At 70.2% G+C, this 17,110-nt stretch carries 11 protein-coding genes and 1 pseudogene; 9 read left to right on the top strand and 3 right to left on the bottom strand.

All coding sequences use genetic code 11. From position 1 onward, the window contains the following. Positions 1–8: 8 nt before the first annotated feature. Complete coding sequence (locus OG371_RS37295) at positions 9–1,292, bottom strand: multicopper oxidase domain-containing protein (RefSeq protein ID WP_329060655.1); 1,284 nt, start codon at positions 1,290–1,292, stop codon at positions 9–11. Positions 1,293–1,394: 102 nt separating this feature from the next. Further along, positions 1,395–6,494 (bottom strand): hypothetical protein, encoded by a 5,100-nt coding sequence (locus OG371_RS37290; protein ID WP_329060653.1) that lies wholly within the window; start codon positions 6,492–6,494, stop codon positions 1,395–1,397. 220 nt (positions 6,495–6,714) lie between these two features. Here OG371_RS37290 and OG371_RS37285 point away from each other — a divergent pair, with 220 nt between their 5' ends. The 4 genes and pseudogenes from OG371_RS37285 (at position 6,715) to OG371_RS37270 (ending at position 9,051) form a co-directional block, all read left to right on the top strand. After that, entirely contained in the window at positions 6,715–7,389 is a 675-nt protein-coding gene (locus tag OG371_RS37285; RefSeq protein WP_329060651.1) for a response regulator transcription factor, read from the top strand. A gap of 52 nt (positions 7,390–7,441) precedes the next feature. Beyond that, on the top strand, positions 7,442–8,473 hold the full coding sequence (locus OG371_RS37280) for a sensor histidine kinase (RefSeq protein ID WP_329060649.1): 1,032 nt from the start codon (positions 7,442–7,444) through the stop codon (positions 8,471–8,473). A 168-nt stretch (positions 8,474–8,641) separates the two neighbouring features. Continuing rightward, a pseudogene (locus tag OG371_RS37275) lies at positions 8,642–8,776 on the top strand (ABC transporter ATP-binding protein); the annotation flags it as partial. Further along, a complete protein-coding gene (locus OG371_RS37270) occupies positions 8,776–9,051 on the top strand; it encodes a helix-turn-helix domain-containing protein (protein WP_329060647.1) in 276 nt (91 codons plus the stop codon). The pseudogene OG371_RS37275 and the gene OG371_RS37270, both read left to right, overlap by 1 nt. 186 nt (positions 9,052–9,237) lie before the next feature. On the opposite strand, the gene OG371_RS37265 is transcribed toward OG371_RS37270, so the two are convergent. After that, positions 9,238–11,397 carry an alkaline phosphatase family protein gene (locus tag OG371_RS37265; RefSeq protein WP_329060645.1) on the bottom strand — a complete coding sequence of 720 codons (2,160 nt, stop codon included), beginning with the start codon at positions 11,395–11,397 and terminating at the stop codon, positions 9,238–9,240. 203 nt (positions 11,398–11,600) lie between these two features. On the opposite strand from OG371_RS37265, the gene OG371_RS37260 reads away from it, so the two are divergent. The 5 genes from OG371_RS37260 to OG371_RS37240 all read left to right on the top strand — a co-directional run bounded on the left by OG371_RS37260 (position 11,601) and on the right by OG371_RS37240 (position 16,752). Continuing rightward, positions 11,601–12,758 (top strand): EfeM/EfeO family lipoprotein, encoded by a 1,158-nt coding sequence (locus tag OG371_RS37260; protein ID WP_329060642.1) that lies wholly within the window; start codon positions 11,601–11,603, stop codon positions 12,756–12,758. Further along, positions 12,751–13,917 carry a Dyp-type peroxidase gene (locus tag OG371_RS37255; RefSeq protein WP_329060640.1) on the top strand — a complete coding sequence of 389 codons (1,167 nt, stop codon included), beginning with the start codon at positions 12,751–12,753 and terminating at the stop codon, positions 13,915–13,917. Before OG371_RS37260 ends, OG371_RS37255 begins: the two co-directional genes overlap by 8 nt. Before the next feature lie 305 nt (positions 13,918–14,222). After that, a complete protein-coding gene (locus OG371_RS37250; protein WP_329060638.1) occupies positions 14,223–14,951 on the top strand; it encodes a FadR/GntR family transcriptional regulator in 729 nt (242 codons plus the stop codon). 1 nt (position 14,952) lies between these two features. After that, a complete protein-coding gene (locus tag OG371_RS37245) occupies positions 14,953–15,705 on the top strand; it encodes an SDR family oxidoreductase (protein WP_329060637.1) in 753 nt (250 codons plus the stop codon). After that, positions 15,706–16,752, top strand: coding sequence for an alcohol dehydrogenase catalytic domain-containing protein (locus OG371_RS37240; protein ID WP_329060635.1), 1,047 nt, complete (start codon positions 15,706–15,708; stop codon positions 16,750–16,752). Positions 16,753–17,110 lie beyond the last annotated feature (358 nt).

The following is a 17,110-nucleotide window of genomic DNA, read 5'->3' as shown; positions in this document are numbered from 1 at the left end:
TGTCCTGCTCAGGTGTTGGGGATGGTCTGCGGGCCGAGGGTGCCGGCGGGACTGACCCGGATCTCGGTCATCTGGCCGCCGTAACCGCCGCCTCCGCCGTTGTTCAAGAAGCCGTAGTCGCGGTCGTAGAGCAGGTAGGTGCCCGGCGACGGCGCGGTGAACAGCACGTCCCGGCTCTCCCCCGGGCCGACCTCGACGCTGTTGCCGGTCAGGTAGTGCTGGCTGCCGTCCCGGCCGACCAGCGGGGCGGCGTCCTTGGCGACGGTGGTCAGCGTGATCCCGTCGACGGTCAGCGAGTGGTTCTGGTAGCCGAGGTTGGCCAGGCGCAGCAGGACGCGGTCGCCTTCGTTGGCGGTGATCAGGGAGCTGTTCGGCTGGTACTGCAGACGTCCGGCCGCCGTCGTCAGGGGATTGCCGTTCGGGACCAGGGTGTCCGGGTAGCAGCGGCCGTTCATCGTCCAGAAGCTGGGCGAGAAGTCGGTCCAGTCGGTGGTCTGGATGTGGGCGTCGCGGTAGTGCGCCTCGGCCCAGATCTCGGTCAGCATGAAGGCGAACTCGCGCTGGTAGCGGGTGGAGCCGTCGCCGTCGTTGTAGGCGTACTTCGTGCCGAGCGGGTCGCCGCCGACCGGGGCCTTGTTCTGCGCGGGCCGGACGAACACCACCCCGGTCATGCCCATCTGCACGTGTTCGACGTCTTCGAAGTGGCAGTGGTACATGTACGTGCCGGCCTCGTGCGGGCGGTAGAAGTAGGTGAAGTCCCGGCCGATCGGCACGGAGATCGACAGCTCCGGCACGCCGTCGAACAGCGGGATGGCGTTCTGGAACCCGTGCCAGTGCACGGTGTGACCGTCGACGAGGTCGGGGCGCTGGGAGAGGCCGAGGTTGGTGAGAGTGAGCTTGATGTCGGTGCCCTGGTCGAAAGCCAGCAGGGGCGCGGAGATCTGGGCCTTGCCGCGTTGCGCCTTGACCGTGGCGTCGTCCAGCCCGGTCACGTCGCGGAAGCCGAACACGTAGAGGTCGAACGGGCTCGGGGCCAGCGAGTCGGGCCAGAAGGGCAGGATCTGGCGGGCGCCGGCCGGCATCGAGACCCAGCCGTCGGTCGCCGCGAAGTGCACCTCGGTCACCGGCGGGACGACCGCGGCGGCCGTCCGGACGGTGATCGGGCTCGGCGCGTCGAGGCGGGAGCCGAGCAGCCGCCCGCCCGCGACGGCCGCCACGGTCGCGGCGCCGCCGTAGAGCAAGGTGCGGCGGCTCATCGGCCTCGCCGGCCGCTGCTGGTTGTCGCTGGTCACGATGTCCTCCCGGCGAGCCGGTGCCGATGCTGGATGGGGGTGGAACCGGTCCGGCCGCACCCCCGGGGAGGTGAGTGCGGCCGGACCGGAATCCGGGGTGGGTCAGAACGCTTCGTCGGCGCCGATGTCCGGTGGGGTGGGCCGCCGCTGCCCGTCGTAGTCGATCGCGGGGGCCTGGACCGCGCCGCCCGGGTTGGGCTGCGAGCCCGTACCGCCGCCGTTCGCCGGTGGCACCGGTCCGCTCAGGTGGTAGTCGCCCTGCAGCTGCGGCGCCACGTTCTGGGCGACGATCACCGCTTCCCGGAAGGACGGGAACGTCCGCGACGTGAGGATCGTGGCCGAGACGTCGAACGGCGTCCGGACGTGCGGGTCGATCCCGATCTTGTTCGTCGGGTTCGGCGTCACGCCGGGGTCGTACTGCTGCAGCACCGAGTACGTCGGCGTCAGCGTGACACCCGCGTCCACCGAACCCAGGTCCCAATGCCGGACCGGGTCACCCGCCGGTGCCTGCGGTGAGGCGATGCCGGAGACGTAGAGCCCGTTCCAGTTGCCGGCCCGGTTGTCGTAGAAGATGTTGTTGAACAGCAAGGGTTTGCTGTACTTCGGCGCGGTCGCGGGCAGGGTCGCCTGCAGCTGCGCGCTGTTCAGCGCGGTCGACAACCCGGCCGGGGCCGCCTCGCCCGTGCTGGTGATCGCCGTGGCCGTGGTGACGTTCTTCATCACGGTGTTGTTGACGATCCGGACGTTCGTCGCGTCGTCGAGCGCCAGCCCGCCGCCCTCGTGCGTGGAGATGTTGTCGGTGATCATGTTGTTGACGATCGAGATCGGGAAGTTCCCGGCCTGCAGCAGCCGGATGCCGCCGCCGTCGTCGTTGGCGAGGTTGTCCTGCACGAGGTTCTCGTGCACGGTCACCGGTCCCGAGCCCGCCGAAGGCTGGTTCAGGTTGGTGCTCAGCTCACCGGCGATCATGATGCCGCCCGCCTCGTCGTAGGACTGGTTGAACCACAGCCGGTTGGTCCCGATGTCGCCGCCCGTGCCGCGGCCGTAGTGGCTGATCCCGCCGCCGTACTCGGCGGAGAAGTTGCCGCACAGGTCGTTGTGGTGCACGGAGTAGTTGTCGGTGCCGTCGAACAGCCCGATCCCGCCGGCCAGGTTGGTGCCGCCGTTGTCGCGGATCTGGTTGTGCTCGATGGTCAGGTTCCGGTTGTGGATCGTCGTGTCGTACGGCGTCCCGACACGCACGCCACCGCCGTACGAGCCGCCGTTGCCGACGATCACGTTGTCCGACACGCCGAGCCCGGTGACCCCGGCGTGGACGTACACGCCGCCGCCTTGGGTGATCGCCGCGCCCGGTGCCCCGGCGGGTGTCTTGGTGCCGCCGTAGACGTCGTTGAGGTTGGTCGCGAAGTCCGCCTGCGCGCCGCCGGTGATGGTGAACCCGTCGATCGCGGAGCCGGTGTTGCCGCCCGGTGGGGCCAGCACGGTGACGACCGCGGAGTCCGGGACGTTCGCCGGTCCCTGGTGGGCCAGCCCGCCGACGAGGGCGAACCACGCCGTCCCCGAGGGGTTGTCCGGGTTGAAGCCCAGGCCGTTGAGCACGGATCCCCGCACATAGCTGCTGTCCGGCCGGAAGCCGCCCGGGCCGACGCCCTGCAGGCGCACCTGCGAGTGGACCACGACGTTCTCGAAGTACGCGCCCTGCGGGTTGTCCTGCCCCTGCGGGCCCGGCCACACGACGACGACCTGCTGGCCGCTGCCCCGGGCCGCTGCCTCGAGCGCGGCTTGGACGGTGGTGAACCCCGTGCCGGCCGGGGCCGGCGTGGGCGGGTTGACCTGCAGGATCCGCGGGTTGTAGGCGAGCCCGAGGACCTGCAGTCCGACGCCGTTGACCGTCGTCTGCCCGTCGGACTTGCGGACGGAGATCTTCACCGGTCCGCCGGCGAGCGTGATCGGCACGGTGAACTTGATCTGCGTGTCGCTCCAGGCCGTGGTACCGAGGTTCACCGTCGAGCCGTCGGCGCGGGTGAGGACGACCTGCCCGGTGCCCTTCGTGGCGCCGAACCCGGCACCGTCGAGGGTGACCGTGCGGTTCAGGAGGTCGGTCAGCCGCAGGAAGGGCCGGTCGAGCGCGAAGATCTGGGGTGCGCCGGCCGGTGGGGTGCAGTTCACCGGGTTGACCTGGGTCGAGCCCGGTGCCGAGGCCACGACGCCCACCTGGGTCGGCGCGGTGTCGGTCACGGTGTAGAGCCCCGGCCAGGCCTGGAAGTTCGTCGCGATGGTCCGGAACCGCGGGTTGTAGTCGCGGTTGACGTGACCGGGCTGGCCCGGGTCGTTGCCGACGAACCGGTACATGCCGGGACACGGGCCCGCCGGCAGCGGGCAGTTGTACGTCGACGTCGACGGCTCCAGGGCCTCGTAATAGCCGTTGAAGTCGGTGGTGACGGTGTCGACGAGCCGGCCGCTCCAGTCGTAGACGCCCATCGGGACGTTCGGCAGCGGCTGCGCCTCGCCGTACTGGATGGACCGCTGGTCGTTGGACAGGCCGAGGTCGTTGATGGTCAGGCCGTAGAAGTGCGTCGGCAGCGGCACGGCGGTGAAGAGGTTGAAGTTCGGCGCCGTCGACTGTCCACCTCGGACGGTCACGAGCTTTTGGTCGCACAGCGGCTTCGCCTGGCCCTCGAAGGGGCTGCCGCCACCGTTGACGAACGCCTGGTTCGCTACGTGCACGGTGTGGTTCGCGCCCGCGCAGGGCGCCACGATGCCCGCACCACCCGACGGAGGCGCTCCGGGATCCGGCTGCGGCTGAGCCGGGTTGGGCGGGTCACTGGAGAGGTCTGGCGCCGGCGGGAAGTTCTCCTGCGGCAAGTAGCCGTCGCCGTTGAAGATGTTGACGTCTTCTTCCTTCGTCACCTGGTACATCGGCTTGCCGCCGACCGGGTTCTGCGGGATGTCGACCGACACGAGGTAGTCGTCGGGGACCAGGCGCTGGTCGTCGTAGTGGTTGTCGGCCAGGTTCGCGTAGAGCGGCAGGTCCTTGCCCGGTGCCGGGTTGTTCTCGTCACCCGGCGGGTACAGGTTGAGCTTCGAGGTGCCGAAGCCGTAGTTGCCGTTCACGGTCTGCGCGAAGTTGCCCGGCGTGGTGTCACTCGGCTGGACCTGGATCCCGCTCATCGGGGATTCCACACAGGACGGTGGGTCCTGCCCGGGGATCCCGACCGCTTGCTGACCGGTCAGGACATCACCGTTGTACAGGCGGGGCGTGCAGCCGGTCGGCTGCTGCCACGTCTCGGACGTGTAGGTGTCCGCCAGTTCCGGCCCCCGGGCGGTCGATCCGTCCGGGTTGAGCACGGGATCGCCGTTCGCGTCACGTTGCACGGCGTAGAGGTGCACCGGGACGTTCGGAATACCCGGCTGGTAGGACTCGGTCGCCGCGTAGCGCGGGTCGAGCTCGTTGCGCGTCGTATCGTAGGTGACGGTGCCGACGATCCCGCCGTTCTGCGCACCGGCGTAGGGCTGCACGCCCCAGTCGACCCGGCCCTTGAGCCCGATGATCGGCAGGATGGACACGTCCACCGCGGTACCGAGCATGGTGGTCGGCGTCGGCTGGTTGTCGGCCTGATAGGTGATCCCGGTCGTCTTGTAGCGGGTGTTGAACGCCTCCAGCACCAGGAACTTGCTCAGCGGGTAGACCTCGGGGATCGAGTAGTGGCCGCTGGCGTCGGTGGTGACCCCGGCGATGCCCTGGTCCATTGTGGAGTTGTCGCGTTCCTTCACCGACACCGGGAACTTCGGCACGCCCGCTTCCCCGGGGTCGCGCCGGCCGTTTCCGTTGGTGTCGATGAAGATCGTGCCCTCGATGGCGGCGTGCCAGCCGACGAGGCCCTTCTGCCCGACGTCGACCACACCGCCATTGCCGACCGTGACGTTGAAGCTGTCGAGGATCACCTCCTGCGGGTAGTCCCACAGCGTCAGCTGGTAGTCGCCGTCCGGGACGTTCTTGATGTCGAACTTCCCGTCGCTGCCCGCGCGGGCCATGTAGGCCACCTGGTCGTTGTTGCCCAGTGCGGAAAGCGCGACGTACGGCCGGTCGATCGGGCCGCGGACGTTCGCCCCGGCGACACCCGCGTTGGGCACGCCCACTCCCCCGGTCCCGCCGACGTAGGTGTCGATCTGCACGGCGACGCCCTTGACCTCGCCGGTCGGCCCCGCGGGCAGCGCCTTGGGCCGGACGAAACCGAAGTCGACCGCGGGCACCGGCTCGGCGCCGATGGTCTGCTCGGTGTCGAACCCGGTGGCGCCTTCCTGGGTCCAGATGTCCCAGTCGTGCGCGCCTTCCAGGGTCGTGGTCTGGGCCCAGTCGGTGCCGACCGGCGGGATGACGGTGGCGGCGTAGCGATCCGGTCCCATGTTGGGGATGAGGATGTCGCCCTGGGCGTCGCTGACGCACTTGCCCGTCGACGCCGGGTCGATCTCCGGCTTGCCCCCGGTGAAGGCGATCTGGCCGGCTCCGTTGTGGACGTACTTCGTGCACAACGGGTTTCCGTAGTAGTCGGTGGAAACCTCACCGAGCACATCGGACAGGTGCGCGGTGAACCCCGCCAAGCCGGACTCGGCGCCGACCTCGTAGGTCGCGTCGACCGGTGCGGAGTCGTTGAACACCCGGATGCGGACGTTGCCCAGAGGCAGCGGGTACGGCTGCATGGTGACGTTCACCCGCTGCGTGCCGCCGTCCACGGTGAAGTGCGCGCCGTCGATCTTGTAGCCGTCGGCGGTGACCGAGATCAGGTACTTGCCCGGCGGCAGGGCGTCGAGCGCCTTGGTGTCGTTGAGGTCGTTCTGGTCGCCCTGCGCGACGATCGGGACATTGCCCGGGGTGTACCGCGTCGACGGCCACTGGCACTTCGTCGCGAAATCCGTGGCACCGCCCGCACGGGCGGGCAGGCAGTTCTGCAGGCTGTCGCGGGGATTCCCGACGTCCTCCGCGGCGACCAGCCACTTGTACCCGGTGATCGCGTCACCCTTGCGGACCTGACCCGGTGCGGTTCCCACGGTGCGCGCGCTCTCCGCGTGCAAGGTGATCGAACCCGGTTGCGCGGCATGGGCTTGTGGCATGCCGTGCTGCAGCACCACCGGCAGCGCGAGCGCGATTCCGGTGAGCGCGGCGACGACGATGGCCGCGGAGCGGAGGGTCGGACGAGCCATGCCAGCCTCCAGTGGGGTGCTGCGAATGACCCGATCGTCGGATGCCCGGCGGGCTCCGCCGCCGAAGATGAAAGGTCCGTCATCTGGTTGTCACGGTTCCCCAATCGTTATCACTCGATGTAACGAATCGGGCGGGCCGGTCGACAACGTGCAGGGACGACAAGGCATCCCGAAGCGGACGTCAGCCGATCCTGCTCCACCGGTGAGTGAGGTGAAGTCGTTGAGCCGCCTGCTGGTTGTCGATGACGAAGAACGGATCCGGCGTCTGCTGCGGCGCGTGCTGCAAGCCGAGGGCTACGCCGTGGACCTGGCCGCGACCGGCGCCGAAGGGCTCACCGCCGCTACCGAGCGTAGCTACGACCTGATCGTCCTGGACCTCATGCTCCCCGACGTCCCTGGCGCCACTGTGCTCTCCGAGCTCCTCGACCGGCTCCCGGGGGCCAGGGTCGTCGTGCTCTCGGCGGTGCCCGAGATCGGGACGCGGGTCCAGGTGCTCGACGCCGGCGCGCTCGACTTCCTGCCGAAACCTTTTGTCACCGCGGAACTCCTGGCGCGCGTCCGGGTGCGGCTTCGTGAGCAGCAACCCGGAACCACCGCTGGTTCGCGATTTCTCCAGGTCGGCGATCTCCGGCTGGACACCCAGCGCCGGATCGTCTCCGTCGGCAACCAGCAGACCGCGTTGTCACAACGTGAGTTCGTCCTGCTGAGCCACCTCATGCAACGGGCCGACCAGGTGTGCAGCCGTGCGGAACTGCTCGCCGACGTCTGGGGCTACCAGTTCGACCCGGGCAGCAACGTCGTCGACGTCTACGTCCGGCGGCTTCGTTCGAAGCTCGACGGGCTCCGCCGGATCGAAACGGTGCGCAATGTGGGTTACTGCCTCTCCGCGGGCTAAGCGGACAGTCCTTTTCTGCTGGATCGCCTTCGCCCTGCTGAACCTCGTGGCGATGTGGCGGTTCCCCGCGGGCGAGACGATCCCGTTCCACTTCGTGTGGATCAGCATCGCGCTGGTCTTCGGCGTCAATTCGTGGCCACTGGCCGGGATGCTCACGGCGCTGGGCGCGGTCACCGCGTCGACCGGCCTGCTGATGCTCGACCAGGCCGCCCGCCGGGAGATCCGGTTCGAAGAGACCGCCGAAGTACCGCTGATGGCGGCCGTCTTCCTGGTCATGGTGTGGCACGTCCGGGGCCGCCAGCGCGCGCTGGAAGAGCTCCAGCGGGTGGCCGCGCTCGAGAAGCAACGCGCCGAGACCCAGGAGCTGTTCGTGCGCCTGGGCTCACACGAACTGCGGACCTCCATCACCGTCGCCCGTGGTTACGTCGAGCTGATCCGCTCGGCCCACGAGGACCAGCAGACCGACGAGGACGCCGGCATCGTGCTGGACGAGCTGGGCAAGCTGGATCGCATGACCGGCGGCCTGACCACGCTGATGCGCCTCGACTCACCGTTGAGCACCGCCGACACCGACCTCGACGCGTTCCTGGAACGGCTGGTGCGCCGGTGGACCCCGGTGGCCGACCGCCGCTGGTCGGTCGAAAGCGGGGTGGGCACGGTACTCGCCAACACCAAGCGGCTGCAGGCGGCCTTGGACAGCTTGCTCGAAAACGCCATCACCTTCACCCAGAACGGCGACCGGATCGCGGTGCGCGCGTGGCGCGCGCCCCCGGGATTCCACATCGAGGTCGCCGACACCGGCCGCGGCATCGCCGCCGAGGACCTGCCGCACATCTTCGAACAGTCATGGACCACGCGCTCCGGCGACACCCGCGGCGGCAGCGGCCTGGGCCTGGCGATCGTCCGCGCGGCCGTCGAGGCCCGCGGTGGCCGGGTCTCGGTCGTCAGCTCCCCCGGAGCCGGCGCGACCTTCACGTTGAGCGTTCCCGACGAGATCCGTGACTCCTCACGCCGCACGGGCGCAACGACCCCGAAGGCGAGACCGGGCACCGAATTCCATCCGGGACGAGCTGACCGGACGTAGTGAACGCCACGGCGGGCGCGAGGCCGGAGCTGGTGACGGTGCCGGAGTGCGGCGATCCCGTCGCGGTACTACGGGCGGCACTCTGATTCCTCCTGCGGTACCAAGTGGTTCCCTGACGCCGGGAGCGAACGGACCGGGTCGTCCGGTCCGGGATCCAGAGGATGAGCGATGATCGAGGCACACCGGCTGACGAAGCGGTACGGGGAAAAGACCTCCGTGGACACAGCGGACTTCACCGTCCACCCGGGCACGGTCACCGGATTCCTGGGACCCCACGACGCGGGCAAGTCCACCACGACGCGGTGATCGTCCTCACCGAGCCGATCCAGATTTCCGCCGCCGCGGCCGCGATCGGGCTGCCGGAGCGAAGCCTGCAACGGCTGACGTCGGCCACGATGGGCCTGTCTCCGATCGAGTTCGTCAACGACATCAGGATCGACCACGCCACGTTCCTGTTACGCACCACCAAACTCAGCGTCGACACCATCGCCGGCGAGGTCGGGTTCCGGAACGCCGGCACCCTGCGCAGCCTGGTCCGCCGCCGCCGTTCCACCACCATCGCCGCACTCCGCCGCTGAGCCCGCGTAACCGAGGTAGCAGGTCCGCCGGGTACAGCCAGCCAGGGGCTCCGGTGAGCGCGGCGAGGCCGTGGTGCTGTGCGGCGCCGGTGCCAATGCGGCAAGGGCGTCACCGCATCGCGGATGTGCCGCGATCCGGCAGGAACGCGGCACATCGCGACTGGCTCGAAACGGTGGGCGAAAGGCTCACATCTCCGCGGCGCGACCGGCGAACCGCTGACTGAAGCCGGCAGACTCCGTTGCGGTGATGATCACGTCGTAGTAGCCGTCCTCGGTCGGCCAGCTGACGGCTCGGCGCTTGCCGGCGGGCACCTCGACAGTCGTCTTCCCGCCGGCGAAGTCGTTCGCGGTCAGGGTGAAGGTCACCGGCCGGCGGCCCTCGGCGGACAGGGTGAACTCGAGGGTCGCGTCGCGCGACTTGCCCCGGCTGTCCGGCCGCGTGTGCCCCTTGACCAGCTCGACCTCAGCCCGCGGCCGGGCCGAGGTCTTGTCGTTCGCCGGGACGACGGTGCCGGCGAACGAGCGGATGAAGTGGTCGGGCCCGTAGAAGGTGAACGCGTACTTGCCGTTCGTCGCCTTGGTGTCCCAGGTGTACGAGGCCGACCGGTAGTTGCTCGCCGTGAGCGGCAGCGCGTCCTGGCCGATGCCGAGCGGCTCGGCGCCGGCCAGTGCAGGCACGTATTCATCGGCCAGCCCGATCATGTTGATCGCCTTGCCCTGGGGTCCGCCTTGGACGGTGAAAGTCGCGGTCGCGGTCCCGGTCGCGTGGTTCTCGACGAGGACGCCGTTGGGCTGGAACGACAGCGGACTCCGCTTCGCGGTGCCGGTGATCGGCTGGGTCGGCATGACCTGCGCGCCGATGGCGGGCTGGGGCACGGCCGGCAGGCTGCTGTCGGCGACGACCGACGCGAGCAGGTCGGCCGGCTTCGGCAGCTTCGGGAAGGACGCGTCGAAGTGGCTGAAGTCGATCGCCGAGAGCAGGTTGCCGGAGACGCCGCGCCGCCAGTCGTTGATGTTATTGCAGATGGCGGGCTTGCCTAGGCTCTTGGTCCACTCCTCGATCAGCTGGATCGTCGACGTGTGGTCGAAGACCTCGGAATTGACGAAGCCGCCACGGGTCCACGGCGAGACCAGCACGAACGGCACGCGACCACCGAAGCCGGGCTTGATTCCGGGCGCCCGCTCACCGGGGGTGCCGACCTCCGGGATCGGCGGGACGACGTGGTCGAAGAAGCCGCCTTCACCGATGCGGTTCGCGTGGTCGGGCTCGTCGTAGTTCAGGATGATCAGCGTCGACTCCCACAGTTCGGGGTTGTCGTGCACCGCTTCGATCACCCGGTCGGTGTAGACCGCGCCGTTGTTCGGAGCGTACGTCGGGTGTTCGCTCCACGCCGCGGGCGCGACGACCCAGGACACCTCGGGGATGGCGCCCGCCGCGCAGTCGGAGATGAAGTCCCGCAACACGTAGTCGATGTCCGAGGTGTCGTTCTTGATGCCGGCGGGCGGCGTGGTGTGGGTGTGCAGCACGTTGCCGCGGGCGAGCAGGCCCTTGCGGGGCTGGCTGTTGCCCGGGGTGGCGTTCGCCGGGTCGAACGCCGCGAACGAACGGACGGTGTTGTCGGAGTAGTCGCCGAGGAAATTGTCGTCGGTGTCGTTGTTGACGTAGATCTGCCAGCTGACGCCGGCGTCCTGCAGCGTTTCCGGATACGTCTTGAACTTGTAGGAGTAGCTGTAGTCCCCGTTGTTGTTGATCACCGGGCCACCCGACGTGCCGGCCGCGTCGTTGGTGCCGGCCCACATCATGATGCGGTTCGGGCTGGTGCTGGTGTCCAGCGAGCAGAAGTAGTGGTCGCCGACGGTGTACGCCTTGGCGATCGCGTGGTGCCACGGCACATCGGCTTCCTTGAAGTACCGGTTCCGCGCGCTGGTGTTCTGCGCGTTGTACTTCAGGCTGTCCGCGTGGTACGGCAGGAGGTAGCCTTCGGCGCGGCTGTTCGGGTCGTAATAGATCGTCCGGCCGTTCTGCCAGGTCAGCACCTGCTTGTCCCCGAAGCCGCGCGCGCCGGCCAGATCGAGGGTGCCGAAATAGTGATCGAACGACCGATTCTCCTGCATCACGATCACGATGTGCTTCAGGTCCTTGATCGTGCCGGTGCGATGCGGCTGATGCGCCGGCTTCGAGCCGGGGCCGGCCGGTGCGGCCACGGCAGGGGCGGCCGACAGCCCGCCGGCGGCGACCGCGGCGCTCGCCGCTCCCGCGGCCTGGATCAGCCGGCGCCGGGTGATCCGGTTGCGCCCCGTGGTCGCTCTGTTGCCGTCCGCGGGTGCCGAATCGTTGTCGGACATGGGTTTCGCACCTGGCCTCTCGTGGTGGGGGTCCCGCAAAGTCAACTGCCGCGGATCTTGACGCCGCGAGAATCAGGCCATGAACGTTCCGGGAAGTCTCGGGGCTTCCACAATCTCGACCTGCCTGGCCGGTCACCCGCTGTTCACCGGTGCGTCATCGGCATCACCGAATGCGTTCACGGCGGCCACCGAGGCTGGGCCCGGTGAGCAGCAGGACGGCCTCGGCGGCCGCACCAGCCCTGCCGTCGAGCCGGCCACAGCCCATCGTGCTGGTCGTCGGCTCGCCCCACGGCATCGACGACTGGCTCGGCGGACCGGCCGGCCGCTACGACTTCGTTTTCGTCAACAACGAGGGCGCCGGCGCGGAAATCTACCTGGAGGACCCCGCGACCGAGCGGATCTACGTCGAGGTCGAGCACTTCGGCCGCGGCGTCAGCCGCACGGTCACGGCGTCGGTGCCGCCCGGGACGTACCGCTGGGTCTGCATCACCGACTACACGATCAAGTACAGCCTGCCGGTCGTCGTCACCGGTGACCCGTTGCCCCACGAGGTGTACGGGATCATCCCCGTGACCGCGCTGGACCTGCGGATCCCGATCAACCGCTACGTCGGCTGGATCACCGGACAGCTGCCCGCGCTCACCCGGCAGGTCCGGCGGCTGCGCGGCGACCTGCAAGCCGGCGATGCGGCAGCCGCCAAACGCGACTGGCTGATCGCACACCTCACCTACGAGACGCTGGGCGGCGCCTACCGGGCGTATGACGAGACCGGTGACGACATCAACGCCGACCCGCCGCGCGGCGTCTCCCCTGCCCGCCTCGCGGACGCGGACTTCGCGGGTTTCCGCAAGATCGAGGCGATGTTGTGGGGTGACCGGCCGGTGGCGACGATCGTGCCGCACGTCGACGCGCTGCTCGAGGCGATCGGGCGGCTTGCCGACGAGCTGGCGCTGCCGAACGCGATCACGCCGATCGACATGGGCCGGCGGGCTCACGAGATCCTCGAGGATGCCTTGCAGCAGGACCTGAACGGGATCGGCGACGCCGGCAGCCGGACCGAGCTGGCGACCGTGGACGCGAACCTCACCGGGGTCTGGCAGGCGCTGGACCCGCTGCGGCCGATCCTGCGCGAGCAGGACCCGTACCTGGGCCAGACCGACCAGCAGCTGCGGCTCACCCAGCAGCTGGTTCGCAGCCACCACCACGCCGGCGGCTGGGCCGGACTGGCGGCACTGCCCGTTCGGCAGCGGGCCGCGGTCAACGCGGCAGTGCAGCACAGCGTCGAATTGCTCTCCCATGCGGCGGTCGTCGCCGACCCGCGCAACGCCACCCGCGACCGGGGCCCGATCACCCATGGCTGACCACAACACCGCCGGGCCGGCCGGCCGGCCGTTCGAAGGCGCCCACCAGGCCGGCATTCTCGAGCCCGCGCAGCGCGCGGCGGTTGTCGTCGCGTTCCTCGTGACCGCGGCCGACCGGCCGGCGCTGCGGCGGATGTTCCGGACGCTGACGACGACGATCCGCTATCTGGTCGCCGGGGGCGACGCACCGGCCGGGCGCGGCAGCGACGACGGGCTCGTGTCGACCCCGTACGAGAACGGCGTGCTCGGCCCGGGTGCGGTGCCCGACGGTCTCACCGTCACGGTCAGTGTCGGTGCGAGCCTGTTCGACGACCGGTTCGGTCTCGCGGGCGTCAGACCGGCCCGGCTACGCGCGATGGACGAGTTCCCGAACGACGCGCTCGACCCCGAGCACTGCGACGGCGACCTGCTGGTGCAGATCTGCGCCGATCACCCGGACACCGTGCTGCACGCGCTGCGGATCCTGATGCGCGCGACCCGGGCCGACCTGCAGGTGCTGTGGCAGATGGAGGGCTTCACCAGCCCTGCGCGGCCGAGCGGGACGCCCCGCAACCTGTTCGGCTTCAAGGACGGCACCGCCAACAAGGAGTTCCTCGACCGTGCCGACCTCGTCGATCAGCTGGTGTGGACCAAGGCAGGCGGCGGCGAACCGGACTGGGTGACCGGCGGTTCCTACCACGTGGTCCGCCTGATCCGGATGTTCGTGGAGTTCTGGGACCGGATCTCGATCAACGAGCAGCAGCGGATCTTCGGCCGGGCCCGGGACACCGGCGCGCCGCTGTCCGGCCGGCGCGAACGCGTCGCCGGCCCGGACGAGTTCCAGATCCCCAGCTACCACCGGGACGCGCACGGCAACACGGTGCCGTTGACAGCGCACATCCGGCTCGCCAACCCGCACGACGGCACGGCCGACGACCGGCGGATGCTGCGCCGCGGCTTCAACTACAGCGCCGGCATCCAGCCCAACGGGCAGCTCGACATGGGGATGATCTTCATCTGCTTCAACGCCGACCTCGACCGGCAGTTCGTCGCCGTCCAGACGCTGCTCATCGACGAACCGCTGGTCGACTACATCTCGCCCTTCGGCGGCGGCTACTTCTTCGCCCTGCCCGGCGTACAGGACGCCGACGACTGGCTGGGTCGCGGCATGCTCGGCTGAACGGGGCGCGTTCGGTCACGTCTACTTGCGACAGTGCCGATCGGTCAGCCCGCGCTCCTGGGACTGCCGAGGCCGGAAACCCGGCAATGATCGTTCCGGCGGCCACGGTCAGCCGGGAATGCCGCGGCTACGCCACTTCGGCCGCCGAGGTGTCAAGGTCCAGCCTGCGGCTCACCGGTTGCGGGTTCCACTGGCGCGTGTCTGAGAAAGCCGGTCTCGCGGCCACCGCGGCGCCACGAGGAAGGTCTCGACGTCGGTCACCCGCATACCCACTCCTTCGTTAGAGTATGATTTATCATACTCAAATGGGAGGCAAAGTGAACCCGCTGAGCGGACCGGGCGGCCTGCACGCCAGGGTGGTCGACGCGATCGGCAGCCGGATCGCCACGGGCGAGCTCGCCCCCGGCTCGGTGCTGTCCACGGAACGGATCGAGCAGGACCACGGGGTGTCCCGCTCGGTCGTGCGCGAGGTACTGCGCACGCTCACCGGGCTCGGCATGGTCCAGCCGAGGCACCGTGTCGGGACCACCGTGCTGCCCGTCGCGGCGTGGAACCTGCTCGACCCGCGCGTGATCACCTGGCGCGCGGGCGGGCCCGACTCCCGGCGCCAGCTGGGCGAGCTGCTCACCTTGCGCGAGGCCCTCGAACCGATGGCCGCGCGCAGTGCCGCGGCCGGCCGGGACGAGGAGACCGCGCGGACCCTGCGCGAAGCGCTGGCCGGGATGACGACCGCGTTCGAGGACGGGAAACCGCACGACTTCGCCACCGCGGACACCGCGTTCCACGAAGCCCTGCTGCGCGGGGTGCACAACGACGTGCTCAGCCAGCTCGTGCAGACCGTGCTGGCCACCCTGCGCGCCCGGTACGCGGGCCACCGTTCGTTCAGCGACGAGACCGCGGTGTCGCTCGACCGGCACCGCGAACTCGTCGACGCGGTGACCGCCGGCGACCAGGCCGCGGCCGAAGCGGCGTCCCGCGCACTTGTGCGCGAAGCCCGGGCCGAAGTTCTCGGTGCGGACGATGAGGAGATCTGACGTGACACCGTTCGACCTGACCGGCCGGCTCGCGCTGGTGACCGGCTCGCGGCGCGGCATCGGCCGTGCCATCGCCGAGGCCTACCTCGCCGCCGGCGCGCGGGTGGTGCTCAACAGCCCCGACGCCGCGCAGCTCGAAGCCGCGGCCGCCGAGCTGGGCGACGGCGCCCTCACCTGCGCGTTCGACGTCTCCGACAGCGACGCGGCGGAAGCGGCGCTCGAGCGGCTCGTGGCCGAGCGCGGTTGCCCGGACATCCTGGTGAACAACGCGGGGATCCAGGTCCGCGGCCCGCTCACCGACCTGCCGGTCGAGGACTGGCGCCACGTCCTCGACGTCGACCTCACAAGCGCGTTCGTCGTCGGCCGCACGCTGGCGCGCGGCATGATCGCGCGCGGCAGCGGGAAGATCGTCAACATCTGCTCGGTGCAGACGCAGCTGGTCCGGCCGACCACCGCGCCGTACGCCGCGGCGAAGACCGGGCTCGCCGGCCTCACCCGGTCGATGTGCGCGGAATGGGCGGGCCACGGGATCCAGGTCAACGGCCTGGCGCCGGGCTACCTCGACACCGAGCTCAACGCCTCCCTGGTGGCGGACCCGGAGTTCTCGGCGTGGATCACCCGGCGCACACCCGCCGGCCGGTGGGGGCGCCCGGAGGACGTCACCGGCCCGGCGGTGTGGCTCGCGTCGTCTGCGTCGGACTTCGTGAACGGACAGGTCGTGTACGTCGACGGCGGCCTCACGGCGGTGATCTGAGTGACTGTGATCCCGATGGGCCGGGCCGTGACGGTGCTCGGCGCCGGCCGGCTGGCGGTCCGCGAGTGGCCGGAGGTCTCCCCCGGGCCGGGCGACGCGGTGGTCGACGTCGCCTACGGCGGGGTGTGCGGCTCCGACGTCCACTACTGGCAGCGCGGCGAAGTCGGCGAATCCGTGCTGGCCGACCCGATGGTGCTGGGCCACGAAGTCGTCGGCACGGTCCGCACCGCGGCCGCCGACGGCTCGGGGCCGCAGGCCGGCACTCCCGTCGCCGTCCACCCGGCGCAGACGTGCGGGGAGTGCCCGCGCTGCCGTGAAGGCCGGGACAACCTGTGCCCGTCCCTGAGGTACCTCGGCAGCGCGGCCCGCCGCCCGCACACCCACGGCGGCTTCGCGGACCGGCTGCTGGTGCCCGGCCACCGCCTGGTCCCTGTGCCGGAAGAACTTTCGCTGCGCACAGCGGCGCTCGCCGAACCGGCGTCCGTGGCCCGGCACGCGCTGACCCGCATGGCCGCGCTGGCCGGCGGCGTGCGGGACCGTCGTGTCCTGGTCACCGGCGCCGGCCCGATCGGGCTGCTGGTGGTGGCCCTGGCACACCTGGACGGCGCCGCCGAGGTGACCGTCACCGACCTCCAAGCCCGCCCGCTGGAAGTGGCCCGGCAGGTCGGCGCGACCCGGACGCTGAGCGCCGGCGAGCCCTTGCCGCCGGTGGACGTCGCGTTCGAGTCGTCGGGTGCGCCCGCGGCCGTCGCCGCGGCGCTGACCGCGCTGCCTCCGGGCGGGACGCTGGTGCAGGTGGGCCAGCTCCCCGGCCACGGCGTCGCCGCCCCATGGCACCTGACGGTCCCCCGTGAGCTGACGTTCGCCGGATCGAGCCGGTTCGCGGGCGGGATGGCCGAGACCCTGGTGACGATCGCCGAGAACCCGGAGCTGTTCGCTCCCATCGTGTCCACGGAGTACACAGTGGACGAAGCGGGGGAAGCCCTGGCCGTGGCGAGCCATCCGGAGCGGTCGAGCAAGGTCCTGCTGCGGTTCGGTGCGCCCTGACCGGCGCCGGCCGTGTGCGGCCGGCAGTCCTTCACCGGCCCAGGCACGGTCCCACGCCGGCTGCCCGCCGGTTCCGGTCATCCGCCATGCGGACGACCAGGTGAGGTCAACGCTCCGTGAACCGGCCCGGCCAGTCCCCGCGTGGTTCACCGGCGGCGACAGCGACTGCCGTGGCTGCGGATACGGGAGCGATTTTGAAGCCAGTCCCGAAAAGCCGGTGGCGAAGACCGTGCGCAGGCGTCCCGGCGCGTTGCCCGGCATGGGAACGTGGTCCTCGGTGCACAGTCCGGGCAGGCGTCGGCGCGCACGATGTTCGGCTCCAGCCCCGGGAGGAACTCGCGCGCCCTAGGCGACGCAG

It is taken from the genome of Amycolatopsis sp. NBC_01480, assembly GCF_036227205.1.
In the GTDB taxonomy this organism is placed as follows: domain Bacteria; phylum Actinomycetota; class Actinomycetes; order Mycobacteriales; family Pseudonocardiaceae; genus Amycolatopsis.
Note: the sequence above shows the minus strand (reverse complement) of the source record. Positions and strands in the feature narration are given on the sequence as shown.